Origin of the sequence: Pseudomonas migulae, assembly GCF_043225285.1 — a bacterium.
In the GTDB taxonomy this organism is placed as follows: domain Bacteria; phylum Pseudomonadota; class Gammaproteobacteria; order Pseudomonadales; family Pseudomonadaceae; genus Aquipseudomonas; species Aquipseudomonas migulae_C.
In genome coordinates this window covers 5,846,894-5,870,772 of record NZ_CP171224.1, presented here as the reverse complement: position 1 = coordinate 5,870,772, position 23,879 = coordinate 5,846,894, and the positions used below count along the sequence as shown (strand labels likewise).

Below are 23,879 nucleotides of genomic sequence, written 5' to 3'. Positions count from 1 at the left end.
AAAAGGAATCTCGGGATACCCGGAACCTGTAGGAGCCAGCTTGCTGGCGATGGACTCAAATGCACTGCGATGAACCAGTCTGCACGCGTTATCGTTAACGACCATCGCCAGCAAGCTGGCTCCTACAATGAATCGTGTCACTGGTTTTCATGGCGCAAAAAAAAGTCCGTGCAGGCACGGACTTTTTCAGGACGGATCGCTATTACGCAGGCTCAACCTGCAGCGCAACCCTTTCGCGGCATGGGCATTCGTCCATGTAGCGGTGCGCTTCGACAAACTCGGAGAACGGGAAGACCCGAGTCTTGAGCGGCAGCAGCACGCGATCGGCGGTCAGCTGGTTGATGTCGCGCAGTGCACGTTGCAGTGCAACCTGGTCCTGGATGATGCCCAGTTCCGGCTTGCCGGTGAAGTTGCCGATGCAGTGCACAAAGAACTGAATGTTCTTCTGAAACGCTGCGCAGGCCGGGAACGGCGTCTGGTTGCCACCTTGCAGGCCGTACAGCACCAGGCTGCCGCGCGGTGCCAGCACATCGCCAAGCAACGACATCTGCGGGCCACCCAGGCCATCGAACACCACATCCACACCGCGGTTGTCGGTGATCTTGTTGATCCGCATCAGCAGATCTTCTTCTTCAGTGACGATGACCTTCTCGGCACCCAGCGAGAGCAAGTACTCACGCTCTTCCGCCGTCTTGGTGGCGGCAATCACCCGTACACCCAAGGCCTTGCCCAGTTGCACAAACGAAGGTCCGGCGCAGTGGCTGGCGTCCGTCACCAGGGCAAATTGCCCGGGCTTGACCCGTGCCAGGTCGGCATAGGCGAAATAAGCAATCAGCAGCGGCGTGTAATGCACGGCGGCTTCAATCGGGCTGAGCACATCCGGATAACGGGTCAGCGCCGAGCGCGGCAGAACAATCTGCTCACCGTATACCGGGTAGTCGTTCGGGCTCTCGGCCGGGAAGCTGGCGACCTTGTCACCGACTGCCAGGTCATCGACGCCATCGCCGACTGCCGTCACAACGCCGGACATTTCATGGCCAAGGCCTGAAGGCAGACGAGCGTGGGACGACGCCAGGTTCTGACGCCAGAGAATGTCATACCAGCTAATGCCAATGGCTTCGACGCGCACCTGCACTTCACCCGGTGCAGGTAGAGCCGCCGCATGCTCTTCGCATTTGAGCACCTCGGCTGGACCAAATTTGTGAAAACGGATCGTGCGGGACATCGCAAACCTCGCCAAATGAACCTCTAATGCCATGAACTCTATCTGGGCTTTCTACCCAAGACTATCAGTGGCTATTAATAGTCGACATGCCTGTCATTGATTCCGCAGCGCCGGCGACATCTTCAAATGTCGTAAGAAACCGAAGCAGCCTTTGTAGGAAATCTGAATTACTCGGTGCAGAGTAGCAGCCTTTCCCCGTAATATTCATGCCGGCCATTGTTCTCATATGGCTGCTCCCGTCAAGCTTGATGACTCTGCCAGGACTCCAGATGAATCGTAATGACCTGCGTCGTGTCGACCTGAACCTGTTGATCGTTTTCGAAACATTGATGCATGAACGCAGTGTGACCCGTGCTGCGGAGAAATTGTTCCTCGGCCAACCGGCCATCAGTGCGGCGCTTTCGCGCCTGCGTGGCCTGTTCGATGATCCGCTGTTCGTACGCACCGGTCGCAGCATGGAGCCGTCCGCCCGGGCAGTGGAGATCTTCGCCCTGCTCTCCCCGGCCCTGGACTCGATTTCCACGGCCGTCAGCCGTGCGGCGGAATTCGACCCGGCGACCAGTACCGCCGTGTTCCGTATCGGCCTTTCCGACGACGTCGAATTCGCCTTGCTGCCGATGCTACTCAAGCGTCTGCGCGCCGAATCCCCGGGAATCGTGCTGGTCATACGACGGGTCAACTACATCCTGATGCCGGGATTGCTGGCCTCCGGCGAGATTTCCATTGGCGTCAGCTACACCACCGACCTGCCGGCCAACGCCAAGCGCAAAGTGCTGCGGCGCAGCTCGCCGAAGCTGTTGCGCGCCGATACGGTGCCGGGGCCGTTGAGCCTCGACGACTTCTGCGCGCGCCCTCATGCGCTGGTGTCGTTTGCCGGCGACTTGAGCGGTTTTATCGATGAAGAACTGGAGAAACTCGGGCGCAAACGGCATGTCGTGCTCGCGGTGCCCCAGTTCAACGGCCTGAGCACGCTGCTCGCCGGCACCGACATTGTCGCGACCGTGCCCGACTACACCGCTGAAGCGTTGACGGCAGCAGGCGGTGTACGAGCGGAAGAACCACCGTTGCCGGTGCGCAGCTTTGAATTGCACATGGCGTGGCGCGGGTCTCAGGACAATGATCCGGGTGAACGCTGGTTAAGGTCGCGGATTCAGATGTTTTTCGGCGATCCGGACAGCCTGTAAAAGTACCGCCACCCTCCCTCCTTTGTGGTGACACCGCCACCTGCAGGAGCCAGCTTGCTGGCGATGGCGGCCGATCAGTAGACATCAATGTCGCCTGACACTCCGCCATCGCCGGCAAGCCGGCTCCTACACGGTTTGTGGTGTGTCATGTCACTTGATGGCGACAAAGATCCCTGTAGGAGCCAGCTTGCTGGCGATGGCGTTCTCACGGGCGCCATCGCCGGCAAGCCGGCTCCTACTTCGCGGTGATGACCGACAGTTTGGTGATGCCCGCCCGCTCGATCGAGGCCATCGCCCGGGCCACTTCGCCGTAGTTCACGCCGTTGTCGGCCTGCAGCTGTACGCGCACGTCGGCGTTTTTGCTTTTGGCGTCCTTGAGGTTGGTTTCCAGCAGGTCCGGCTGGATTTCGTCCTTGTTGATGAACAGCTTGCCCTTGTCGTCGATGCTCACCACCAGCGGGTCCTTCTGCTCCACCGGCGCCACCGATTCGGTCTTCGGCAGGTTGATCGGGATCGAGTTGGTCAGCAGCGGCGCGGTGACGATGAACACCACCAGCAGCACCAGCATCACGTCCACCAGCGGCGTGACGTTGATTTCGCTCAGCACTTCGTCATTGTCTTGTGCGGAAAAGGCCATCTCAGGACGCCTCCTTCACTTTCTGCCCGGTCGCGGTGGCGCCGGATTTTTTCAGCGCCGGGTGCGTCAGCACACGAAACGAATGCTTCTGCGCCAGGCTGTAGAAGTCGTGGGCGAAGTCGTCGAGGTCGGCGGCGGTCAGCTTCAACCGGCGCAGCAGGTAGTTGTAGACCAGCACCGCCGGCACCGCGACGGCGATGCCCACGCCGGTGGCGACCAGCGCCGCGCCGATCGGCCCGGCCACGGTTTCCAGGCTCGCCGAGCCGGCCGCGCTGATGCCTTTCAATGCCGACATGATCCCCCAGACCGTACCGAACAGACCGATGAAGGGCGAGGTGCTGCCGATGCTGGCGAGGATCGCCAACCCGGTTTCCAGCGAACGCCGCTCGCGCACGATCTGCTGGCGCAAGGCGCGTTCGAGGCGGTCCTGATGGTTGATCGCCTGGCTCAGGTCAGTGGCCTGCACGCCGTCCGGGACCTGGATCGCCGCGTAACCGGCGAGCGCCACGCGGGCCGCGGCGCCGGGTTGGCTGTGGGCCAGTTCGGCGGCGGAATCCAGGCTCGAGGCGGCCCAGAATTGCTTGTGGAATTTGCGGTCCTGGGTCTTCAGGCGGGTGAACTGCACGCCTTTCAACAAGGCCAGGCCCCAGGTCGCGACGGAGAAGATGATCAGCAGCCAGATGACCGCGTGTTCGATGGATTCAAACGGGGACGCAATGAGGTTCATGGTGGGCTCTCCAGCAAGGCATTAATCAGGTGTAGCGATGCGCCTTTTGTCAGGTGGCCCGCGATAAAAGCGTTCGAAGTTGAGTTACTTGATCTTGAAGTCGATCGGCACGCTGACCCAGCCGTCCTGGGCGACATCACCCTGTTTCGCCGGGACGAAACTCCAGCGCTTCACTGCTGCCAGTGCGGCCTCGTCGAGCTGGTCGCGACCGCTGCTTTTCTGCAGCTGGATTTCCCCGGGCTTGCCACTGGCCAATACATGTACACGCAACAGCACCGTGCCTTCCCAGCCGCGACGCATCGCCAAGGATGGATATTCCGGTGCCGGGTTCTTCAAATAACCAGCGCTGGCCGAGGCCGGGGTCACCGGTTTCGGCGCCGGCGGTGCGGGTGGCGCCGGGGCTGCGACCGGTTGCGGTGGGGCCGGTGGCGCGGGCGGTTGCTCCACCGGTTTGGCCACTGGTTTAGGCACAGGCTTGACCACAGGCTTGGGCTTGGGCTTGGGAATCGGTTTCGGCGGTGGCGGCTTGACCGCCAGTTCATCCTCCACCGGCGGCGGAGGCTCGACCACCGGCTGCACAATCGGCTCGGGTGGTGGCGGTTCCACCACAGGCGGCGCCGGTTGTGAAAATTCGATGGTCATCGGCGGGATTTCCGGCGGCACCACCGGCAGCGGCGGCGTCGGGGTGCTGTTGACCCAGACGATCACCGCGCCGTGCAGCACCAGCGCGAAGACGCCGAGCAACACCGCTTCGCGGCGGCTCAGGACGCGCTTGGGTGTGCTGTGCAGGCGCGATTGCGCCAAAGGTTCGCGAAAGACCCGGCCAAGATCGAGCAATTCACCGCCAGGCAGAGGGTGTCGAAACACCTCTAAGGCACTGGTGGCGCTCTGGACATTGCCCATTGATAGACTCCTGTAAATCTTCAGATTGAACCCGGACTAGCGCGCCGGCTCCGATTGCGTGACCGCCAGTGGTGCAGCAGAAAACACCGCCGTATCCGTGAGCTTTTCCACGTCGACTCGATGGGGAAAGATGTTCTTTTCCACGAACAGGTCATCGACCTGCTGCAAGGCCTGGACATCCCGCGGCTCGACCGGCAGCAACGATTCGTCACCCCAACTGCGCAGGCGCTGCGAGACTTCCAGCGGGATGTCGTTGACCTTGGCAAAGACCCGCGCGTATTCGTCGGGATGCTGCCGCGCCCACTCGAACGCCTTGGCGAAACGCTGCAGCACGTCACTGAGTGCCTTGCGCTTTTGCGGGTCGGCGAGGACTTCTTCAGAGGCTGTAATGAAGGTCAGCCCGGTGTTGATGCCCTCCCCGGTGATCAGCACCCGCGCGCCCTGCTGTTCCGCAAAGGCCTGATAGATGCCGAACGTGGCCCAGGCTTCGATCTTGCCGGCGTTGAATGCGGACAGGGCGTCGGTCGGCAGGACGAACCCGACGTTGACCTCTTTCTCATCGACGCCGGCATTGGCCAGTGCACGAATCAGCAGGTACTGGGAAATGCTGCCCCGGGCCGAAGACACCACGACGTTGCGTCCTTTCAGGTCCGCCACGTCATGGATCGGCGAATCCGCCGGCACCAGGATCGCGATCCCCCGCGATTGGCTGCGCCGCACGGCGACAATGCGCAAAGGCGCACCACCGGTAGCTGCCGCCAACACCGGCGTATCACCGGCCGGCGCCAGGTCGACGGCACCGGCGCGCAGGGCTTCGAACAAAGGTGCGGCGCCCTGGAAGTTCGCCCACTCGACCTTGTAGTCGATGCCCTCCAATGCATTCGCCGCCTCAACCACCGTGCGCAAGCCTTTGGCCTGATCGCCAAGGATCAGCGTCACGCCGGACAGATCCGAGTGAACCGAGGCAGGCGCTTTGCTCTCGACTGTTTCCCCGCAACCGCTCAGCAACAACGCCGCTCCCGAGAGTAGAACAGCCGCTGACTTCCATACCCGTGGTGACATCGCGGAGCGTCCCTGTAGCAAAAGGCTGAATACGGAATCAGCCATGGGCGAAACGCCGGACCGTGGTGTTCGATGCGCGACGCTCGGCAACAGCCGCGGGCTCTACTTCGACACCGAGCAGGTTCAGCAGGCGCGCACGGATCGCCTGGAAACCCGCCTGCCCGGTGTCTCGGGCCCGTGGCAGATCGATAATGACCTGTTCGGCAATCTTGCCGTTTTCCAGGACGATGACCCGGTCGGCCAGCAGGATCGCTTCATCGACGTCATGGGTCACCAGCAGCACCGCCGGGGTGTGTTTGCGCCACAGTTCGATGATCAGTCGATGCATGCGAATCCGGGTCAACGCATCGAGTGCGGCAAAGGGTTCGTCCAGCAACAGCAGTTTCGGCTCACGCACCAGGCCACGGGCGAGCGCCACGCGCTGTGCTTCACCGCCGGAAAGCGTGGCCGGGTAGGCATCGAGCCGATGAGCCAGCCCGACTTCTGTCAGCGCCTGCACCGCACGCACCTTCGCGTTGGGGATGCGCAAACCGAGAATCACGTTTTTCCAGGCGCGTTTCCACGGCATCAGCCGGGGCTCCTGAAACACCGCCGCCCGCGCCTTCGGCACCAGCAACTGACCGCTGTCGATGCTGTCGAGCCCTGCGAGGCTGCGCAGTAAAGTGGTCTTGCCCGAACCGCTGGCGCCGAGCAACGCGACGAACTCTCCCGGTGCGATGTCCAGGTCCAGGCCATCGATGACCCGTTGCTGACCGAACTGGCGCACCACATTGCGCAGCTGTACCGGCGCCGTGGAAGGTGCAGAAGTGACGTCCAAAAGATCGATGCTCGACATATCAGTTCCTCACAAAAGTTGGGCGCCAGGCCAGGGCAAAACGTTCCAGCGTGCGGATCAGTCCATCGATCAACAGGCCGAGGACGCTATAGATGAGCAGGCAGATCACGATGACGTCGGTGCGCATGAAGTCCCGCGCATCACTGGCCAGGAAACCGATACCAGCGGTGGTGTTGATTTGCTCGACGAACACCAGCGCCAGCCAGGAAATCCCCAGCGAGTAACGCAGGCCGACAAAGAACGAAGGCAGGGAGCCCGGCAGGATCACGTGCCAGATCAGCTCGCGACGACTCAGGCCCAGGGTGTTGGCGGCTTCGATCAGCTTGGGGTCGATGTTGCGGATACCGGCGAACAGGTTCAGGTACACCGGGAAGGTGGTGCCGGTGACGATCAGCGCAATCTTGGTGAATTCGCCGATGCCGAACCAGAGAATGAACAATGGCACCAGGGCGAGCGAGGGGATGGTACGCAGCATCTGCAAGGGCGAATCAAGAATCACCTCTCCGCGTTTGGACAAGCCGCTGATCAGGGCTGCAACGACACCGATGCTGACGCCGATGCTCAGCCCCACCAACGCCCGCTGCAACGAAACCAGGAGATGCTTGCCGAGCTCGCCGGAAGCAATCATCGCCCACAGCGTGCCACCGATTTGCGAAGGGGCCGCAATCACTCGCTGCGGAATCAGTCCCGCTTGAGACGCCAGCTCCCACAGCAACAACAACGCAATCGGGCTGAGCAAGCGCAGCAACGCATCAGGTGTGCGCCAGGTGCGCAGCCAGTTCGGGAGCAGCCTGGATGCACCTTGCAGCTCACCTGTCTGGCGCGCAGCCTTATTGACGGAAAACGAGCTCTCGGGGCTCTGTGTATCGAAGGTCTTTTCAGTCATCAGGCTTCCTTCCTCTAAAGAACATGGCGAGAGGTGCCATGGGTCAGCTTCGGTTTTCATGCTATTCGCATAAAAAACCTCAGTGAAATTCTTTTTAGGAATAACCTAATATGATTAAAAATCAGATATTCGAATCACCTGATAAATTATTTGCATAATAATTAACGCCTGCCCTGCCCTGCCGGGGCTTGGATGACGCTGACCGATTAAAATGCGGTTAATTGATATCAATAAATACATATCATTCTTTTTTTTAATAATTAACTTAGAACCAAACGGCATTTCACAGGCCTGTCCCGCTGCGCCTATTTTTGATCCCACAGACCGACCCCAATGCCAGGTGGAGGCTTGAATCACGCCTATTCAACGACAAGGAACCCTTCATGAGCATTGAATTCATCGGCTACATCGGCGGCCACCATTCTTCGGAAATCCACCCACGCAGCGGCCCGGTTCTGCAACCCGAGTACGTGGAGAAAGTCGCACGCGCCCATGACGAGGCCGGGTTTGACCGGGCGCTCGTCGCGTTCCACTCCAACAGCCCGGACAGCACCCTGATTGCCTCGCACGCCGCCAGCGTGACCAAAAACCTCAAGTTCCTGATTGCCCACCGACCGGGTTTCGCCGCACCGACCCTGGCTGCCCGGCAGTTCACCACCCTCGACGTCTTCAATGGCGGGCGCACCGCGGTGCACATCATTACCGGCGGCGATGATCGCGAATTGCGTGCCGATGGCAGTCACATCGGCAAGGACGAGCGTTATGCCCGCACCGACGAATACCTCGATGTATTGCGTCAGGAATGGACCAGCGAAAAGCCGTTCGACTATGAAGGCCTGTATTACCAGATCGAGGGGGCGCACTCGGCGGTGAAGTCACCGCAACAGCCGCACATTCCGCTGTACTTCGGTGGTTCATCGACCGCGGCCATCGAAGTGGCTGGCAAACATGCGGACGTCTACGCGTTGTGGGGTGAAACCTACGAGCAGGTGCGCGAGGTGGTGAAGCAAGTCCGTGCCGAAGCGGCCAGGCATGGCCGCAACATTCGCTTCAGCCTGTCGTTGCGCCCGATTCTGGCAGACACCGAAGCACAAGCCTGGGAGCGCGCCGAGCGCATCTTGGAGCAAGCCACTGCATTGGCAGAGAAGAATGGTTTTGTCCGCCGTGAACCACCCAATGAAGGTTCTCGACGGCTGCTGGCCGCCGCGGCCCAAGGCTCACGCCTGGACAAGCGCCTGTGGACGGGCATTGCCGGGCTTTTGGGTGCGCAAGGCAACTCGACTTCACTGGTCGGTACGCCGGAACAGGTGGCCGAAGCCTTGCTCGATTACTACGACCTGGGCATCACCACCTTCCTGATCCGTGGCTTCGACCCGCTTGAAGACGCGATCGACTACGGCAAACGCCTGATCCCCCTGACCCGCAAACTGGTGGCGGAACGTGAGCGGCAAGCCGCAGAAAAAGTTGCCTGAAGCCCCAGCAAAGTCCCTCTGTAGGAGCGAGCCTGCTCGCGATGACGGCAGCACATTCAACAACTATGTTGACCGACATACCGCTATCGCGAGCAGGCTCGCTCCTACAGTTGTCCGCGTAGTTCACAAAAGTTTGCACACCACCACTCCCTGTAGGAGCCGGCTTGCTGGCGATGACGGCAGCACATTCAACAACTATGTTGACTGACATACCGCTATCGCGAGCAGGCTCGCTCCTACAGTTGTCCGCGCAGTTCACAAAGAGTGTGCACACCACCACTCCCTGTAGGAGCCGGCTTGCTGGCGATGACGGCAGCACATTCAACAACTCTGTTGACTGACAGCCCGCTATCGCGAGCAGGCTCGCTCCTACAGTTGTCCGCGCAGTTCACAAAGAGTGTGCACACCACCACTCCCTGTAGGAGCCGGCTTGCCGGCGATGATGGCAGCACATTCAACAACTCTGTTGACTGACAGACCGCCATCGCCAGCAAGCTGGCTCCTACAGGTTTGGGGATGCTTCAGGTTCAGTTCTTGTACTCGGTATCACTGCGTTCCAACTGACGAATCAACGCATCCCAATGCCGTGCGACGCCCGGCCCGTCGCCGCTTTTGAACACCTCGGCCTGTTTCTCGACCTTGGCCACGACCTCGACTGGCGGAAAGATCAGCTCGGCGTTGCCAGCGGCTTGGGCAGCGATCTGGATATTGCAGGCCCGCTCCAGGCCATGCAGCTGCTGGAACGCGTGTTCAACGCTGATCCCCGCCGTGAGCAATCCATGGTTGCGCAGGATCAGCACGCTCTTGTCGCCCAGATCTGCCACCAACCGTTCGCGCTCGTCGAGGTCCAGCGCCACGCCTTCGTAACCGTGATAAGCCACCCGCCCGGAAAAACCCATGGCATGCTGGGAAATCGGCAACAAGCCATCGCGCTGGGCGGACACCGCGATGCCGTCGCGCGTATGGGTATGCAGGACGGCTTGCAGATCGGGGCGTGCAGCGTGAATCGCACTGTGGATCACATAACCGGCAGGATTGATGCCCAGCCCTGTCGGGTCATCGACGATGCTGCCGTCAATGTCGACCTTGACCAGGTTGGAGGCGCAGATCTCATCAAACAGCAAACCGAAGGCATTGATCAGGAAATGCTCTTCCGGCCCCGGCACCCGTGCGGAAAAATGCGTGTAGATGTGGTCGGTCCACTTGAACAGGGCCGCCAGCCGATAGGCCGCGGCCAGTTTTACACGCACTTCCCATTCTTCGGAACTGACGCGCTGGCGAACATTTTTCGAGACGCTGGATAACGGACTGACGCTGCTCATGGCAAAACTTCCTGGATGGCCTTAAGGACTTCCAGCAAGCCTAGGGGAAGGCAAAAAATAATAAAAAGCACATTTTAATCTAAGCTAATTATTATTTTTTTTTATTATCCCATTCCCGTTCATCACGCCGCGTTCTTGATTTTCTGCAGCGATCCGGCGACCAATTTGCCAAATGCGTCGACCGGTCCTTGCAGGTTGCCGAGAAAGTGCGGATAGATCAGCCACAGGTCCATCACCGGTTTGAAATCCTTCAACGGCATGGCGGCCAACTGATCGAAGTGCGCACTGCGCTCTAGCAACGGACGTGGCACCAACCCCAAACCGAGACCGTCGGCAACCAGGCCCAACTGCAACTCGGTGCCGAAGGTTTCCAGGTTCACCCGCAGCGCCAGGCCCTGGTCGGACAAGGTACGTTGCAACCCGGCGCGGAAACCGCAGCCATCGGGATTGAGAATCCAGCCGTTCTGGTAAACGTCTGCCAGCTTGCACGGACGCTTGGGCAATTGCGCCTTGGCGCACACCACCACCAGCTCCATCTTGCCGATCGACTCGCCGACGATGTTGTCCGGGAAAATCTTCCCGGCCGGGAACAACGCCGCGGCGGCATCCAGTTCGCCGCGCTCGATCTTGCCGACCAATTGGCTGCCCCATCCAGTTGCTACTTGAGCGCGCAAGTCGGGGTATTCGACACGCAGGTGTTTCAGCGCATCGAGCAACACCACATCGCCAATCGTCTGCGGAACCCCAAGGCGCAAGAGGCCGGTGGGCGGTGCATCGGTGGCGACCAGTTCGCGCAGTGCATCCATTTCCCGCAGGATCACCCGGCACTGTTCATAGACCCGTGTACCAATCAACGTAGGCTTGAGCGGTTTGGTATTGCGGTCGAACAGCTCCACGCCCAACGCCTGCTCAAAGTTCTGCACGCGCCGCGTGATAGCCGGCTGAGTCAGTTGCAGCGACTCGGCCGCATGGCTGATGGACTGGCAACGAATCACTTCGACGAAGGCGTCGATATCATCAATTTTCATTTGGCCCGCACATAGAGAACAGTCAATAAGATGTCTGAAAAGCATAGTTCTATTGGCGTGATCTGGATAGCCCGCCCTATGCCCGCCCCAAGACCAATAGCGTCTGGCGCTATGCAAAGGGGTTATAAATTACTTTCAGCTATAACCTAATCATTAAACAATCGCATATTGATCTAAAACATTATGCTTAAATCAAAAGGGTCAACATTCACAACGAACGATGGAATCGCCATGACCCAGGCCCGACACCCGGAGAGACTCAGAGCATTCATAGGCGCCTTGGCGGAATTGATCGACAGCAACCCCCGCGAGGGCGACCTGCTGCACCGTGGCGGCAAGCTGCTCAGCCAATTGGTCAGTCATGACGACTGGCTGCCGGAGGACTTTGCCCAGCCAGACCCCGAGCGCTATCAGCAATACCTGCTGCACGCCGATTCACGGCAGCGGTTCAGCATCGTCAGTTTTGTCTGGGGGCCGGGGCAAAGCACGCCGATCCATGACCATCGGGTCTGGGGGCTGATCGGCATGTTGCGTGGCGCGGAGTATTCGCAAGGCTTCCAGCGTCGCGACGATGGGTCCCTGATCGCCGACGGCGGCCGCGGGCAACTGCGCCCGGGTCAGGTCGAGGCGGTATCGCCCAAGGTCGGCGACATTCATCAAGTCAGCAATGCCTTCGACGACCAGGTGTCGATCAGCATCCATGTATATGGCGCCAACATCGGCGCGGTGCGCCGCGCGGTCTATCAGGCCGACGGCAGCGAGAAGCTGTTCATTTCCGGTTATTCCAACGCCTACCTGCCCAATATCTGGGATTTGTCCAAAGAGAGCCAAGCCCTATGAGCACTGCACCGACCCGTTCCTATGCCGAGGTTCGCCAGGCCCTGTTGAACCGTGAAGAGCTCGCGCTGGTGGACGTGCGCGAAGAAGCGCCCTTCGCCGAATCCCACCCGCTGTTCGCGGCCAACATTCCCTTGTCGAAACTTGAACTCGAGGTGTTCTCGCGGATTCCACGGCGCGATACCCACGTGACGGTCTATGACAATGGCGAAGGTCTGGCGAGCATCGCGGCCCAGCGACTGCAGGCGCTTGGTTACGTCAATGTCACGCTGCTCGCCGGTGGCCTGGAAGGCTGGCGTCTCGGCGGTGGCGAGTTGTTCATCGACGTCAATGTGCCGAGCAAGGCCTTTGGCGAACTGGTGGAAAGCCAGCGTCACACCCCGTCCCTCGCGGCTGAAGAGGTTCAGGCATTGCTCGACAGCGAAGCCGATGTGGTGGTGCTCGACGCCCGGCGCTTCGACGAATACCAGACCATGAGCATTCCCACCGGTATCAGCGTTCCAGGTGCGGAGCTGGTGCTGCGTGCCCGGGAGCTGGCGCCCGATCCGGCCACGCGGATCATCGTCAATTGCGCCGGCCGCACCCGCAGCATCATTGGCACTCAGTCGCTGATCAATTCCGGCATAGCCAACCCGGTGTCGGCCCTGCGCAACGGTACCATCGGCTGGACCCTGGCCGGGCAGACATTGCAGCATGGCCAGTCGCGCCGCTTTGCGCCGACCAGCGAAGAGCACCGGAAAATTGCCGCCGACGATGCCCGCCGCGTCGCCGACAAAGCGCTGGTAGGTCGTGCGTCGCTGACGGACCTGCAACGCTGGCAGCAGGAGCCGGGCCGCAGCACTTACCTGTTCGATGTGCGTACCCCGGAGGAATTCGAAGCCGGGCACCTGCCGTCTGCCCGCTCGACACCCGGCGGGCAACTGGTGCAGGAAACCGACCACTTCGCCAGCGTGCGCGGGGCGCGACTGGTGCTGGTCGACGACGATGGCGTACGCGCCAACATGTCGGCGTCCTGGCTGTCGCAACTGGGCTGGGAAGTGCATGTGCTGGATGACCTTGAGCCTGAACATTTCAGCGAACAGGGTGCATGGCAGGCGCCCGTCCCGGCGCCACGTCAGGCTGAAGAAATCAGCCCCGAGACACTGGCCCAGTGGTTGACCCATGGCGATACCGCCGTGCTGGATTTCACCAGCAGCGCCAATTACGTCAAACGCCACATCCCCGGCGCGTGGTGGGCGTTGCGCAGTCAATTGCGTGAAGCGCTGGCCAACGTGCCGTCAGCCGAGCGTTATGTGCTGACCTGTGGCAGCAGTCAGCTGGCGCGACTGGCGGTGGCCGAGGTCGAGGCGTTGAGCGGAAAAACGGTGTTCCTGCTCAAGGACGGCACGGCCGGCTGGATCGCCGCGAACTTGCCGCTGGAGGAAGGTGAAACCCGCCTGGCTTCGGCACGTATTGACCGTTATCGCCGTCCTTATGAAGGCACCGACAACCCGCGCGAAGCGATGCAGGCCTATCTGGACTGGGAATTCGGACTGGTCGACCAGTTGGCCCGCGACGGTACCCATGGCTTTTTCGTGATTTAAACGCTTTGAACCTGTAGGAGCGAGCCTGCTTGCGAGGGTCGTGAACGAAAACGCGAAGAACCAGATTCTCCGCGGCGTTCTCAGGTTTTTCGCGAGCAGGCTCGCTCCTACAGTTATTGCAACAACCCCACATCCGACCCCTCTCCAGGCGGAGGCTGAACCCACAACCGAGAGGATTTACATCATGTCCGCCGTCTTGCAGCACACCGAGTCACATCCCACAGAAACCCTGCACGTCACCCGCCTGGAACCCACCATCGGCGCGGAAATCAGCGGCATCGATCTGCGCCAGCCGCTGACCCCGGCGCTGCGCGATGAGTTGCGCCGCTTGCTGCTCGAGCACAAGGTGATTTTCTTCCGCGACCAGGCCATCAGCACTGAACAGCAGATCGCCTTCGCTCGCGAATTCGGCGAGCTGTACGTGCACCCGACCACCCAGCAAAACGATCCGGCACAACCGCAAGCGCACCTGATTGAAGCGCAGGATGCCCGCAAACTCTACGGCCCGAGGATCAGCGGTCGTTGGCACACCGACACCAGCTGGTTGCTGCAACCGACCCTTGGCGCCGTGTTGCGCGCGGTGGATTTGCCAGCGGTGGGCGGCGATACCCTGTGGGCCGACACGGCGGCGGTGTATCGCGCCTTGCCCGATGCGCTACGGGAAGAAATTGACGACTTGCATGTGGTCCACGATTTCAAGTCGTCGCTGGACAAGGTCGGCTACGACTACCCGATCCTCGCCCACCCGTTGGTGCGCACTCACCCGGAAACCGGCGAGGACGGACTCTTCATCAATTTTTCGCAAAACCCTTCGGTGATTGGCTGGCCGCCGGAAAAGAGCAAACAACTGATCGAACGCCTGCTGCTGGAATTCAACAAGCCCGAGCACCAGGTGCGCTTCAAATGGCGTGAAAACTCGGTCGCGTTCTGGGACAACCGCTCGACCCTGCACTACCCGGTCTACAACTACGGCGACTATCCGCGCCGCATGGAACGGGTGCTGATCGCCTACGACGACATCCCCCATCGGGCAAAACGCGCCGACGCGGCCTGATCCCCCAAAACAACACCTGCCCCCTGTAGGAGCCAGCTTGCTGGCGATAGCGGTGCATCAATCACCATGATGTCGCCTGACACAGCGCTATCGCCGGCAAGCCGGCTCCTACAGACGGGCATTACCCGACAAACTCGACATCCGCCAATGCGCGCGAAGGGGTTTGTCTGTGCGTGACGATCTTTTCAGGAATTGGCGACATGAGTTCATCCACCCCCCGAGTGAAATACGAATACTGCGCTGCCGCCGCTTTTAGCCTGCTGGTCGCGAGCATCCCGGTCCAGGCCGAAGAATCCGACAAGACCCTCAACACCGTGGTCGTCACCGGCAACCGTGGCGGCCAGCCACGCACCATCACCGACAGCCCCTCGCCGATCGACGTGATCAGCGCCGAGCAATTGCAGGCCAGCGGCAAGGTCGGGCTCAAGGAATTGCTCTCGCGCCTGCTGCCGTCCTTCAACCTGCCGGCGATCAATGGCGGCGGTACGTCATGGTCGGTTCGCGGCGTGACCATGCGCGGTTTGTCCGGGGACCAAGTGCTGGTGCTGGTCAACGGCAAACGCCGGCACAACACCGCGCTGATCAACAACCTGGCGCGCATTGGTACGGCGGCGGTGCCGGTCAACCTCGACCTGATTCCGGTCTCGGCCATCGACCATATCGAGGTGCTGCGCGATGGCGCCTCCGCGCAGTACGGTTCGGACGCCATCGCCGGGGTGATCAACATCATCCTCAAGGAAAACGACAGCGGCGGCAGCGCCGAAACGTCCTTCGGGCGTTACGGCAGTGGCGATGGCGACACCGTGCACCAGACGATCAACTACGGCCTGTCGCTGCCCAACGACGGTTTCGCCAACCTGTCGCTGGACAGCAAGGAACAAGAACCTTTCGACCGCACCGGCAGTGCCAAGGGCAACCTGTATTCGCTGCCCGGTTTCCCCGACAGCCGCGACCAGACCGTCAACCGCCACGGCTGGAACCCCAGTTATGGCCTGGGCCGGGAAAAGGTCACCAATGCCAGCTACAACCTCGAACTGCCGATCCAGGATGATCTGACGTTCTATTCCTTCTCCACCGCCAGCTACATGGAGACCACCAAAGTCACCGGCAATTACCGCCCCAACGAAATTACGTCCCTGGCCGGCGACCCGAATACGCCCTACCCCGACGGCATCCACGCCCAACGGCGCAACCGCACCAAGGACTTCCAGATCGCGGGCGGCTTCAAGGGTGAAGTCGGCGGCTGGAACTATGACGCCAGTTCCACCTGGGGCGAGGACGACTCCACGCTCAATGCCAACAACACCCTCAACCCATCCCTGGGCCCGACCAGCCCCACGTCGTTCAACCTGGCTTCGCAGATCTTCGATCAGTGGACCAACAACCTCGACTTCCACCGCGGCTTCGACATCGGCCTGAAAAACCCGCTGCAAACCGCGTTCGGTTTCGAGTATCGCTGGGAGAAATACCAGATCGAGCCCGGCGACTTCCTCTCCTACACGCCCGGCAACTACGTCATTCCCAGTGGGCCGTTTGCCGGGCGAACGCCGCTGCCGGGCCTTGCTTCCTACAACGGCACCAGCACCGCCGACGCCGGGGAAATCAGCCGCAGCAACGTCGCCAGCTATGTCGATCTGGGCCTGGACGTGACAGACAAATGGTATGTCGGCGCAGCCGCTCGTTATGAACGCTACACCCAGGACATCGGCAGCACCTGGAGTGGCAAGTTCTCGACCCGCTATGCCTTCACCGACGCCTTTGCCCTGCGCGGCACGATCAACAACGGTTTCCGCGCACCGTCGCTCGCGCAAACCATTTATGCCTCGTCGACCTTTACCTCCGGCGGCGTGGTCAATGGCCAGCAGATCTCCGTGCCCGTGAAGGTTCTGCCCGTCGATACACCTGAGGCCCAGGCCTTGGGTGCGGAGAAACTCAAGCCGGAAAAATCCCTGAACTATAGCTTCGGTTTCACCTATGAGCCCACGCAAAACTACCGGTTGACCACCGACCTCTATCAGATCGACATCCGCGACCGCATCGTCTCCACCAGCCTGCTCGGCGGCACGACGGTCTCGCAGGTGCTGGTCGCCAACGGTTTGTCTCCCGGCCTGTTCGCCCAGTACTACACCAACGCGGTGGACACCCGGACCCGCGGCGTCGACATCATCAACGAGTACCGCCAGCAACTGGATGAGTACGGGCAGGTCCGCTGGAGCGCGGCCTATAACTGGAACCAGACGAAGATCGAGAAGCTTCAGGACAACCCGCCGCAACTCAGCGGCTCGAACCTGCAGCTGTTCGACCGCCGCCTGCAGAAGGACCTGACCGTGGCCACGCCGCAATCGAAATTGATCCTCGGCGCGAACTGGAAGGTCACCGATTACAACATCAACCTGGCGCTGACTCGTTTCGGCAGTTACATCGAAGGCGATAACAACCCGGCGAACGACCGCAAATTCAGCGCCAAATGGATCACCGACATCGATGCCGCCTACGACCTGACCAAGCACCTGACGGTGGCGTTGGGGGCGAACAACCTGTTCAACGTGTACCCGGACAAAAACGGCATCCAGGATTGGGCGGGCGGCTACAAATACGGCCAGTTCTCCCCGTTCGGGTTTGGCGGTGCGTATTACTACACGCGGCTGGCCTACAACTTCTAACAGCAACACATACCTGTGTAGGAGCCGGCTTGCCGGCGATCGCGGTGGGTCAGGTGCCATTCATGCTGGCTGATACGCCGCCATCGCCAGCAAGCTGGCTCCTACAGGGTCGGGGATTCAACGAGATCGGTGTCATCACACAATTTGTAGGAGCCGGCTTGCCGGCGATCGCGGTGGGTCAGGTGCCATTCATGCTGGCTGATACGACGCCATCGCCGGCGAGCCGGCTCCTACAGGGACGGGGATTCAACGAGATCGGTGTCATCACACAATTTGTAGGAGCCGGCTTGCCGGCGATCGCGGTGGGTCAGGCGACATTTATGTTGATGGATAAATCGCTATCGCCAGCAAGCCGGCTCCTACGGGTATTACGCAAACCTTTAAATGCATTTATTTAATAATCATTAAAGTGATAATCAGATAACTTCATAATTAGCATATAACCATAAAGAATTTCACAGAGGATTCTTATAGAGATAACGTCACCCCAACACCGACCCCTTCTCCAGGCGGAGGTTATTCGAAGCGCAACAACCTGCCTGGAGTTTCCCATGTCACCACGATCCCTGTTGTTGAGCCTCTTTTGCACCCTGGGCTTCGCCGCCTCCGCCCACGCCGCTGACCTGCAACCACTGCTGGTCGCCAATCAGAAGTCTTCGATCAAGGTGCTGCTGGACGTGTCCGGCGAGCTGAAGAACGTACCTTACGAAATCCAGTTTTCCGAGTTCCCGGCCGCCGCGCCGCTGGGCGAGGCGTTGAATGCCGGCGCCGTTGACATCGGCGCCCTCGGCGATGCCCCGTACGTGTTCGCTCTCGGGGCGGGCGCACCGATCAAGGTCGTCAGCATCGTGCACGCCGAAGGTCGCTACACCACCGCGATTCTCGCGCCCAAGGATTCGCCGCTGAACAACGCCAGCGACCTGAAGGGCAAAAAAATCGTCACCACGCGTGGTTCGATCGGCCACTTCCTGGCGATCAAGGCTTTGCGCGACGCCGGCTTGAGCACTCAGGACGTGCAGTTCATCTTCCTGCTGCCAAGCGAATCCCGAATCCTGCTGGACAACGGTAGCGCGGACGCGTGGTCGACCTGGGACCCCTACACCACCATTTCCACCACGCAAAATCAGGCCAAGGTCCTGGCCAGCGGCGAAAAACTGCTGACCAATCATTTGTACTTCGCCGCCACCAGCCAGGCCATCGCCAACAAGCGTCAGCAGCTCGACGATTTCATCGCCCGGGTCGACCGCGCTTATCGCTGGACCAACGCCCATCCCGAGGAATATGCCGCCGCCCAGGCCCGCGTCACCGGCCTGCCGCTGGACGTGCACATCGCCGTGGCCAAAGGCACGCATATGGAATCGGTGGCGATTGACGATCAGGTCATCGCCGGCCTGCAGACCACGGCGGACATCTATCAGCAGGAAGGAATCCTCGGCAAACGCATCGACGTTTCCCAAGGCTTCGACAAGAGCTTCAACGCCAAGCGTGCCCAACTCAACCAGGCATCTCGATAACGATGCGACGGATTCAGGAGTAAGACCATGAGCAAACAACGTCAACTGAAACTCGGTGCGATGGTCCACGGCGTCGGCCACGGATGGGGCGAGTGGCGCCACCCGCAGGCCCGCCCGAATGCCAGCGTGAGTTTCGACTTCTACAAGCAACAGGCGCAACTGGCCGAAGCAGCCAAATTCGATTTCGTGTTCATCGCCGACAGCCTGCACATCCACGAGAAGTCCAGCCCGCATTACCTCAACCGCTTCGAGCCGTTGACCATTCTCTCGGCGCTGGCGGCCACCACGCAGCACATCGGCCTGGTCGCGACTGTCACCGTCAGCTACACCGAACCGTTCCAGGTCGCCCGCCAGTTCGCCTCGCTGGATCACATCAGCGGCGGTCGTGCCGGCTGGAACGTAGTGACCTCGTGGCTCAGCGGCACCGCGGACAACTTCGGCAAATCCGAACACCCGCCCCACGCCGTTCGCTATCGCATCGCCAAAGAGCACGTGAACGTGGTCAAGGGTTTGTGGGATTCCTGGGAAGACGACGCCTTTGCCTACGACAAGCAAAGCGGCGAGTTTTTCACCCCCGGCAAGTTGCATGCGCTGGAACACAAGGGTGAGTTTTTCTCGGTGAAAGGCCCGCTGAACATCTCCCGTTCGAAGCAAGGCCAACCGGTGATTTTCCAGGCTGGTACTTCCGAGGCCGGGCGCAATTTTGCCGCGGAAAATTCCGATGCGATCTTCGTCAGCCCGGAAAAATTCGAGGATGCGCAAGCCTACTATCAGGACCTGAAAACACGCGCCGCCAGTTTCGGTCGCGACCCGCTGAAACTGTCGATCCTGCCGGGCATTCGCCCAATTGTCGGTCGCGATGCCGACGAGGTGGAAAGCCGCTATCAGCAAGCCGTTGAACTGGTGACCATCGAAGACGCGATCGTCGCTTTGGGCCGCCCTTTCAACGATCACGATTTCAGCCAGTACCCGCTGGACGCACCGTTCCCCGAGCTGGGCGACCTGGGGTCCAACAGCCAGAAAGGCGGATCGGACCGGATCAAGCAACTGGCCAAGGATGAAGGCCTGACCTTGCGTGAAGTCGCCCTGCGCTTCTCGCGGCCGCGCCGGGATTTCGTCGGCACGCCCGAACAGGTCGCCGACGCGATTCAGACGTGGTTCGAGCAAGGCGCGGCGGACGGCTTCATCATCAATTCGTTGCTGCCCGACGGCCTGCAATATTTCACCGAGCTGGTGGTGCCGGTGCTGCAACAGCGCGGCCTGTTCCGCGACGAATACCGTGGCGCCACCCTGCGTGACCACCTTGGCCTGCACGTCCCGGTCAACCGTCATGCATCCGCCGCCCTCACCGTTCAGGAAGAAAGCGAGGCACTGGCATGAGCGAATCTCTCAACACCCTGCTGGCGGACCTGCATGCACAACGCGTGGCGACCTGGGAGCCGGCAGCCTTGCAGGTCAATATCAATCAGCGTCGACGCCTGGTGGAAGAAGCGCGCAGCGAAGACTTCGTCAGCATCGGCGACACCCTGGAGCCCTTCACTCTGCTGAAGGTCGAAGGTGGCCGCCTGAGCCGGGACGAGCTGCTCGCCAAGGGGCCGGCGGTGCTGATTTTCTTCCGTTTCGCCGGCTGCCCGGCCTGCAACATCGCCCTGCCGTATTACCAGCGCCGGCTCTACCCGCGGCTGCACGCACTGGGCGTGCCGCTGGTGGCGGTCAGCCCGCAGGTGCCGGAGCGTCTGGTAGAGATCAAGACTCGCCACAACCTGGAGCTGCAAGTGGCCAGCGACCCGGACAATCAGCTGGGCCGACGCCTGGGCATTCTCTACAGCTTTGATGAAGCCTCACGAAAGGCGGCATTGGCCAAGGGCAACGGCATCGGTGAAACCACCGGCACCGGCACCTGGGAACTGCCGCAACCTACCGTGGTGGTGATCGACAAGGACGGGACCGTGGCCTTCGCCGAGGTCAGCCCGGACTGGCTGGTGCGCACCGAAGCCGACCCGGTGATTCGCGCAGTAGAACAGCTGCTGGGGCAAGCCCCCGTGCAAATCGCCATCTGACAAGAGCCTGACCATGACGAAACAGATCACACCGGGACAGTTCAATCGTCGCGAGGAGCCAGCTTGCTGGCGATGGCGGCCAACGATGACGCGGGCCGTCTGGATCAACGCGGTGTCTGGACGTTTTTCGCGAGCAGGCTCGCTCCTACAGGTTTACGTACGCATTCCTACTGTAGGAGCCAGCTTGCTGGCGATGAAGGCCAACGATGACGCGGGCCGTCTGGATCAACGCGGGTCTGGACGTTTTTCGCGAGCAGGCTCGCTCCTACAGGGGTTTTGGGTGTGCTGGAGGCTGCCCTAAACTCACTAAGCTAATGCCTATAAATTATTTATAAATTATTTTTTATAACTTTATGCTCATTACCAGTTTCCTCTTTTTCATTACCTGAAAGCGAGCGTGCCATGTCGAAGTCCACCCGAAGTGCTCCAACGAAATTCCGTCGTCCCCTGCTCACCGGCCTGGTGGTTGCCTTGGCCGCCCTGTCGTTTGCCCTGCCGTCCCAGGCTCGAGAAACCCTGCGCATCGGTTATCAGAAGTCATCGACCCTGATCACCCTGCTGAAAACCCAGGGCACCCTGGACAAAACCCTCGCGCAACAGAACATCGACGTCAGCTGGCATGAGTTCTCCAGTGGCCTGCCGCTGCTGGAGGCGCTGAACGTCGGCAATGTCGACATCAGTGCCGACGTCGCCGACACCGTGCCGATTTTCGCCCAGGCCGCTCAGGCCAAACTGACCTACTTCGCCCAGGAAGCGCCCTCGCCTTCGGCCCAGGCAATCGTCGTGCACAAGGACTCGTCGCTGCGGCAATTGTCGGACCTGAAAGGCAAGACCGTCGCGGTGACCAAAGCGGCCGGCTCGCACTATCTGTTGATCGCCGCCTTGAACAAGGCCGGCCTGCAGTTCTCGGACATCCAGCCGGCCTACCTGTCGCCGGCCGATGGTCGTGCGGCGTTCGAAAACAACAAGGTTGACGCCTGGGTGACCTGGGAACCGTTCCTCACCAGCGCACAACGGCAGCTGCCGACCCGCACCCTGGCGGACGGCGCGGGCCTGGCCAGTTACAAACGCTACTACCTGACCAGCAACAGCTACGCCAAGACCCACCCGCAAGTGCTCAAGGTGGTTTATGCCGAACTGGAAAAAACCGGCCACTGGATCAAGACCAACCCTCGTGAGGCGGCCCAGGTTCTGAGCCCGCTGTGGGGCAACCTTGGGGTGGAAACCGTCGAGAGCGCCAACACCCATCGCAGTTACCAGGTGCAACCGGTGAAAGTCGAGCAGCTGGGTGAGCAGCAGAAAATCGCCGATGCGTTCTTTGCTGCCGGTCTGTTGCCCAAGGCCGTGGATGCCAAGGATGTTGAAATCTGGAAGCCATGAGGCTGGAGGCCTCATTCGCGAGCCTGCTCGCGAATAGGCCGCCACGACATCCAGACCTTTGCAGTTCCGGAAACACAGAATTGTCATCAAACTCGTTGATCGACGCCTTGGGAAAGGCGCAGGCTAGAGAGCTAACCTGGTTCTTATATCATTCCGAATGATAGTTACCTTCGGTTCATTCGATTCGTCCGCTACCACCCCCGCCGAGCATCATCCGTCCATTCTCAATACATTGGCGGATGCATCCATGGAACAGTCACTCAAACATTTGCGCTTCCCGTTGGCCATATTGGCCGTAGTGGTGATGAGCGCCTGCGGCAAGGCACCGGAGTCTGCCGGGACCATGCCAGCGGCGAAGGTCAGTGTCGCCAAGGTACTGGAGCAACCGGTCAACGAGTGGGACGAATTCACCGGGCGCCTCGAAGCGCCGGAAACGGTTGAAATCCGTCCACGGGTCTCCGGCCAGATCGACGATGTAGCTTTCACCGAAGGCGCATTGGTCAAGAAAGGCGACCTGCTGTTCCAGATCGATCCACGCCCATTCCAGGCTGAGGTCCGCCGCCTCGAAGCGCTGGTCGCGCAATCCCGTGCCAACGCTACCCGCAGCGAAAACGAAGCCCAGCGCGGCGAACGCCTGCGCACCAGCAACGCGATCTCCGCCGAGCTGGCCGACTCGCGCACCAGCGCCGCCCAGGAAGCCCGCGCCGCCGTTGGCGCCCTGCAAGCGCAACTGGACCTGGCGAAACTGAACCTGAGCTTCACCCGTGTTACCGCGCCGATCAGTGGCCGCGTCAGCCGTGCGGAAATCACCGCCGGCAACCTGGTGACCGCCGACACCACCGCGCTGACCAGCGTGGTTTCCACCGACAAGGTCTACGCCTACTTCGACGCCGACGAGCGTGTGTTCCTCAAATACACCCAGCTCGCTCGCCAGGGCAAACGCGGTGCGACCACCCCGGTTTACCTCGGCCTGTCCAACGAAGACGGCAACCCGCACCAGGGCGTGATGAACTTCGTCGACAACCAGGTCAACCCGAAAACCGGCACCATCCGTGGTCGCGCCGTGTTCGACAACACCGACGGCACCTACACCCCGGGCCTGTATGCCCGCCTGAAACTGGTCGGCAGCGGCACCTACTCCGCCGTGCTGATCAACGATGAAGCGGTCGGTACCGACCTCGGCAAGAAGTTCGTATTGGTGATGGATGCCGACAACAAGACCGCTTACCGCGCGGTTGAGCTGGGTCCGAAAATCGAAGGCTTGCGCATCGTGCGCAACGGCCTGAACAAGGACGACACCATCATCGTCAAGGGTCTGCAACGGGTTCGCCCTGGCTCGCCGGTCACCCCTGAAGTGATCCCGATGGCCAGTGAACAAACCCTCGCGGCACTCGCACAACAACGACAAGCGCTGGAAGCCAGCAACCTGCCACAAGTCGCACCTGCCAAGGTCGCGCCGGGCACGGCTGTGAAACTGGCTGCTGCGACCCCACGCGGTTAAGGGATA

At 60.7% G+C, this 23,879-nt stretch carries 22 protein-coding genes; 12 read left to right on the top strand and 10 right to left on the bottom strand.

Going from position 1 to position 23,879, the window contains the following annotated elements:
- Window positions 1–202 precede the first annotated feature (202 nt).
- Window positions 203–1,225, bottom strand: coding sequence for a zinc-dependent alcohol dehydrogenase family protein (locus tag ACF6ZU_RS27005; RefSeq protein ID WP_392888642.1), 1,023 nt, complete (start codon window positions 1,223–1,225; stop codon window positions 203–205).
- Between the two features lie 269 nt (window positions 1,226–1,494).
- Between ACF6ZU_RS27005 and ACF6ZU_RS27000 the strand changes: the two genes are divergently transcribed.
- Window positions 1,495–2,409 (top strand): LysR family transcriptional regulator, encoded by a 915-nt coding sequence (locus ACF6ZU_RS27000; protein WP_392888641.1) that lies wholly within the window; start codon window positions 1,495–1,497, stop codon window positions 2,407–2,409.
- A 235-nt stretch (window positions 2,410–2,644) separates the two neighbouring features.
- Here ACF6ZU_RS27000 and ACF6ZU_RS26995 read toward each other — a convergent pair whose 3' ends face one another.
- The 7 genes from ACF6ZU_RS26995 to ACF6ZU_RS26965 form a co-directional block, all read right to left on the bottom strand.
- Window positions 2,645–3,046 (bottom strand): ExbD/TolR family protein, encoded by a 402-nt coding sequence (locus ACF6ZU_RS26995; RefSeq protein ID WP_392888640.1) that lies wholly within the window; start codon window positions 3,044–3,046, stop codon window positions 2,645–2,647.
- 1 nt (window position 3,047) lies between these two features.
- Entirely contained in the window at window positions 3,048–3,773 is a 726-nt protein-coding gene (locus ACF6ZU_RS26990) for a MotA/TolQ/ExbB proton channel family protein (protein ID WP_392888638.1), read from the bottom strand.
- A gap of 84 nt (window positions 3,774–3,857) precedes the next feature.
- A complete protein-coding gene (locus tag ACF6ZU_RS26985; protein WP_392888635.1) occupies window positions 3,858–4,676 on the bottom strand; it encodes an energy transducer TonB in 819 nt (272 codons plus the stop codon).
- A 36-nt stretch (window positions 4,677–4,712) separates the two neighbouring features.
- Window positions 4,713–5,738 carry an ABC transporter substrate-binding protein gene (locus ACF6ZU_RS26980; RefSeq protein ID WP_392888634.1) on the bottom strand — a complete coding sequence of 342 codons (1,026 nt, stop codon included), beginning with the start codon at window positions 5,736–5,738 and terminating at the stop codon, window positions 4,713–4,715.
- Window positions 5,739–5,775: 37 nt separating this feature from the next.
- Complete coding sequence (locus tag ACF6ZU_RS26975) at window positions 5,776–6,573, bottom strand: ABC transporter ATP-binding protein (protein ID WP_392888632.1); 798 nt, start codon at window positions 6,571–6,573, stop codon at window positions 5,776–5,778.
- Between the two features lies 1 nt (window position 6,574).
- Window positions 6,575–7,459, bottom strand: coding sequence for an ABC transporter permease (locus ACF6ZU_RS26970; protein ID WP_392888630.1), 885 nt, complete (start codon window positions 7,457–7,459; stop codon window positions 6,575–6,577).
- 114 nt (window positions 7,460–7,573) lie between these two features.
- On the bottom strand, window positions 7,574–7,816 hold the full coding sequence (locus ACF6ZU_RS26965) for a hypothetical protein (RefSeq protein ID WP_392888628.1): 243 nt from the start codon (window positions 7,814–7,816) through the stop codon (window positions 7,574–7,576).
- A 26-nt stretch (window positions 7,817–7,842) separates the two neighbouring features.
- Between ACF6ZU_RS26965 and ACF6ZU_RS26960 the strand changes: the two genes are divergently transcribed.
- Window positions 7,843–8,931 carry an LLM class flavin-dependent oxidoreductase gene (locus ACF6ZU_RS26960; protein ID WP_392888627.1) on the top strand — a complete coding sequence of 363 codons (1,089 nt, stop codon included), beginning with the start codon at window positions 7,843–7,845 and terminating at the stop codon, window positions 8,929–8,931.
- 527 nt (window positions 8,932–9,458) lie between these two features.
- Here the strand turns inward: ACF6ZU_RS26960 and ACF6ZU_RS26955 are convergent.
- Together ACF6ZU_RS26955 and ACF6ZU_RS26950 are read right to left on the bottom strand one after the other, a co-directional pair.
- Window positions 9,459–10,253: a class II aldolase/adducin family protein gene (locus ACF6ZU_RS26955; protein WP_392888625.1), complete on the bottom strand. Its 795-nt coding sequence runs from the start codon at window positions 10,251–10,253 to the stop codon at window positions 9,459–9,461.
- Window positions 10,254–10,375: 122 nt separating this feature from the next.
- Window positions 10,376–11,281 carry a LysR family transcriptional regulator gene (locus tag ACF6ZU_RS26950; protein WP_392888623.1) on the bottom strand — a complete coding sequence of 302 codons (906 nt, stop codon included), beginning with the start codon at window positions 11,279–11,281 and terminating at the stop codon, window positions 10,376–10,378.
- A 231-nt stretch (window positions 11,282–11,512) separates the two neighbouring features.
- Here ACF6ZU_RS26950 and ACF6ZU_RS26945 point away from each other — a divergent pair, with 231 nt between their 5' ends.
- The 10 genes from ACF6ZU_RS26945 (at window position 11,513) to mexE (ending at window position 23,873) form a co-directional block, all read left to right on the top strand.
- On the top strand, window positions 11,513–12,121 hold the full coding sequence (locus tag ACF6ZU_RS26945) for a cysteine dioxygenase (RefSeq protein ID WP_392888621.1): 609 nt from the start codon (window positions 11,513–11,515) through the stop codon (window positions 12,119–12,121).
- Complete coding sequence (locus tag ACF6ZU_RS26940) at window positions 12,118–13,701, top strand: rhodanese homology domain-containing protein (protein WP_392888620.1); 1,584 nt, start codon at window positions 12,118–12,120, stop codon at window positions 13,699–13,701. Before ACF6ZU_RS26945 ends, ACF6ZU_RS26940 begins: the two co-directional genes overlap by 4 nt.
- Before the next feature lie 184 nt (window positions 13,702–13,885).
- Window positions 13,886–14,755, top strand: a complete 870-nt coding sequence (locus ACF6ZU_RS26935) for a TauD/TfdA dioxygenase family protein (RefSeq protein WP_392888618.1) — start codon at window positions 13,886–13,888, stop codon at window positions 14,753–14,755.
- Window positions 14,756–14,955: 200 nt separating this feature from the next.
- Window positions 14,956–17,418 (top strand): TonB-dependent receptor plug domain-containing protein, encoded by a 2,463-nt coding sequence (locus tag ACF6ZU_RS26930; RefSeq protein ID WP_392888615.1) that lies wholly within the window; start codon window positions 14,956–14,958, stop codon window positions 17,416–17,418.
- Window positions 17,419–17,480: 62 nt separating this feature from the next.
- Window positions 17,481–17,816, top strand: coding sequence for a hypothetical protein (locus ACF6ZU_RS26925; RefSeq protein ID WP_392888614.1), 336 nt, complete (start codon window positions 17,481–17,483; stop codon window positions 17,814–17,816).
- Between the two features lie 153 nt (window positions 17,817–17,969).
- Window positions 17,970–18,932 carry an ABC transporter substrate-binding protein gene (locus ACF6ZU_RS26920; protein WP_392888612.1) on the top strand — a complete coding sequence of 321 codons (963 nt, stop codon included), beginning with the start codon at window positions 17,970–17,972 and terminating at the stop codon, window positions 18,930–18,932.
- 27 nt (window positions 18,933–18,959) lie between these two features.
- Window positions 18,960–20,312 (top strand): LLM class flavin-dependent oxidoreductase, encoded by a 1,353-nt coding sequence (locus ACF6ZU_RS26915; protein WP_392888610.1) that lies wholly within the window; start codon window positions 18,960–18,962, stop codon window positions 20,310–20,312.
- Window positions 20,309–20,992: a peroxiredoxin-like family protein gene (locus ACF6ZU_RS26910; protein ID WP_392888608.1), complete on the top strand. Its 684-nt coding sequence runs from the start codon at window positions 20,309–20,311 to the stop codon at window positions 20,990–20,992. Before ACF6ZU_RS26915 ends, ACF6ZU_RS26910 begins: the two co-directional genes overlap by 4 nt.
- A gap of 402 nt (window positions 20,993–21,394) precedes the next feature.
- Window positions 21,395–22,372: an aliphatic sulfonate ABC transporter substrate-binding protein gene (locus tag ACF6ZU_RS26905; protein WP_392888606.1), complete on the top strand. Its 978-nt coding sequence runs from the start codon at window positions 21,395–21,397 to the stop codon at window positions 22,370–22,372.
- A 247-nt stretch (window positions 22,373–22,619) separates the two neighbouring features.
- Window positions 22,620–23,873 carry a multidrug efflux RND transporter periplasmic adaptor subunit MexE gene (gene mexE, locus ACF6ZU_RS26900; RefSeq protein ID WP_392888604.1) on the top strand — a complete coding sequence of 418 codons (1,254 nt, stop codon included), beginning with the start codon at window positions 22,620–22,622 and terminating at the stop codon, window positions 23,871–23,873.
- Window positions 23,874–23,879: the final 6 nt, after the last annotated feature.

Coding starts and splice junctions, on each gene's coding strand:
- mexE (WP_392888604.1), top strand. CDS start 22,620: ATGGAACAGTCACTCAAACATTTGCGCTTCCCGTTGGCCATATTGGCC.
- ACF6ZU_RS26945 (WP_392888621.1), top strand. CDS start 11,513: ATGACCCAGGCCCGACACCCGGAGAGACTCAGAGCATTCATAGGCGCC.
- ACF6ZU_RS27005 (WP_392888642.1), bottom strand. CDS start 1,225: ATGTCCCGCACGATCCGTTTTCACAAATTTGGTCCAGCCGAGGTGCTC.
- ACF6ZU_RS26950 (WP_392888623.1), bottom strand. CDS start 11,281: ATGAAAATTGATGATATCGACGCCTTCGTCGAAGTGATTCGTTGCCAG.
- ACF6ZU_RS26985 (WP_392888635.1), bottom strand. CDS start 4,676: ATGGGCAATGTCCAGAGCGCCACCAGTGCCTTAGAGGTGTTTCGACAC.
- ACF6ZU_RS26920 (WP_392888612.1), top strand. CDS start 17,970: ATGTCACCACGATCCCTGTTGTTGAGCCTCTTTTGCACCCTGGGCTTC.
- ACF6ZU_RS26960 (WP_392888627.1), top strand. CDS start 7,843: ATGAGCATTGAATTCATCGGCTACATCGGCGGCCACCATTCTTCGGAA.
- ACF6ZU_RS26925 (WP_392888614.1), top strand. CDS start 17,481: ATGCTGGCTGATACGCCGCCATCGCCAGCAAGCTGGCTCCTACAGGGT.
- ACF6ZU_RS26915 (WP_392888610.1), top strand. CDS start 18,960: ATGAGCAAACAACGTCAACTGAAACTCGGTGCGATGGTCCACGGCGTC.
- ACF6ZU_RS26970 (WP_392888630.1), bottom strand. CDS start 7,459: ATGACTGAAAAGACCTTCGATACACAGAGCCCCGAGAGCTCGTTTTCC.
- ACF6ZU_RS26910 (WP_392888608.1), top strand. CDS start 20,309: ATGAGCGAATCTCTCAACACCCTGCTGGCGGACCTGCATGCACAACGC.
- ACF6ZU_RS26990 (WP_392888638.1), bottom strand. CDS start 3,773: ATGAACCTCATTGCGTCCCCGTTTGAATCCATCGAACACGCGGTCATC.
- ACF6ZU_RS26940 (WP_392888620.1), top strand. CDS start 12,118: ATGAGCACTGCACCGACCCGTTCCTATGCCGAGGTTCGCCAGGCCCTG.
- ACF6ZU_RS26980 (WP_392888634.1), bottom strand. CDS start 5,738: ATGTCACCACGGGTATGGAAGTCAGCGGCTGTTCTACTCTCGGGAGCG.
- ACF6ZU_RS26975 (WP_392888632.1), bottom strand. CDS start 6,573: ATGTCGAGCATCGATCTTTTGGACGTCACTTCTGCACCTTCCACGGCG.
- ACF6ZU_RS26935 (WP_392888618.1), top strand. CDS start 13,886: ATGTCCGCCGTCTTGCAGCACACCGAGTCACATCCCACAGAAACCCTG.
- ACF6ZU_RS26955 (WP_392888625.1), bottom strand. CDS start 10,253: ATGAGCAGCGTCAGTCCGTTATCCAGCGTCTCGAAAAATGTTCGCCAG.
- ACF6ZU_RS27000 (WP_392888641.1), top strand. CDS start 1,495: ATGAATCGTAATGACCTGCGTCGTGTCGACCTGAACCTGTTGATCGTT.
- ACF6ZU_RS26930 (WP_392888615.1), top strand. CDS start 14,956: ATGAGTTCATCCACCCCCCGAGTGAAATACGAATACTGCGCTGCCGCC.
- ACF6ZU_RS26905 (WP_392888606.1), top strand. CDS start 21,395: ATGTCGAAGTCCACCCGAAGTGCTCCAACGAAATTCCGTCGTCCCCTG.
- ACF6ZU_RS26995 (WP_392888640.1), bottom strand. CDS start 3,046: ATGGCCTTTTCCGCACAAGACAATGACGAAGTGCTGAGCGAAATCAAC.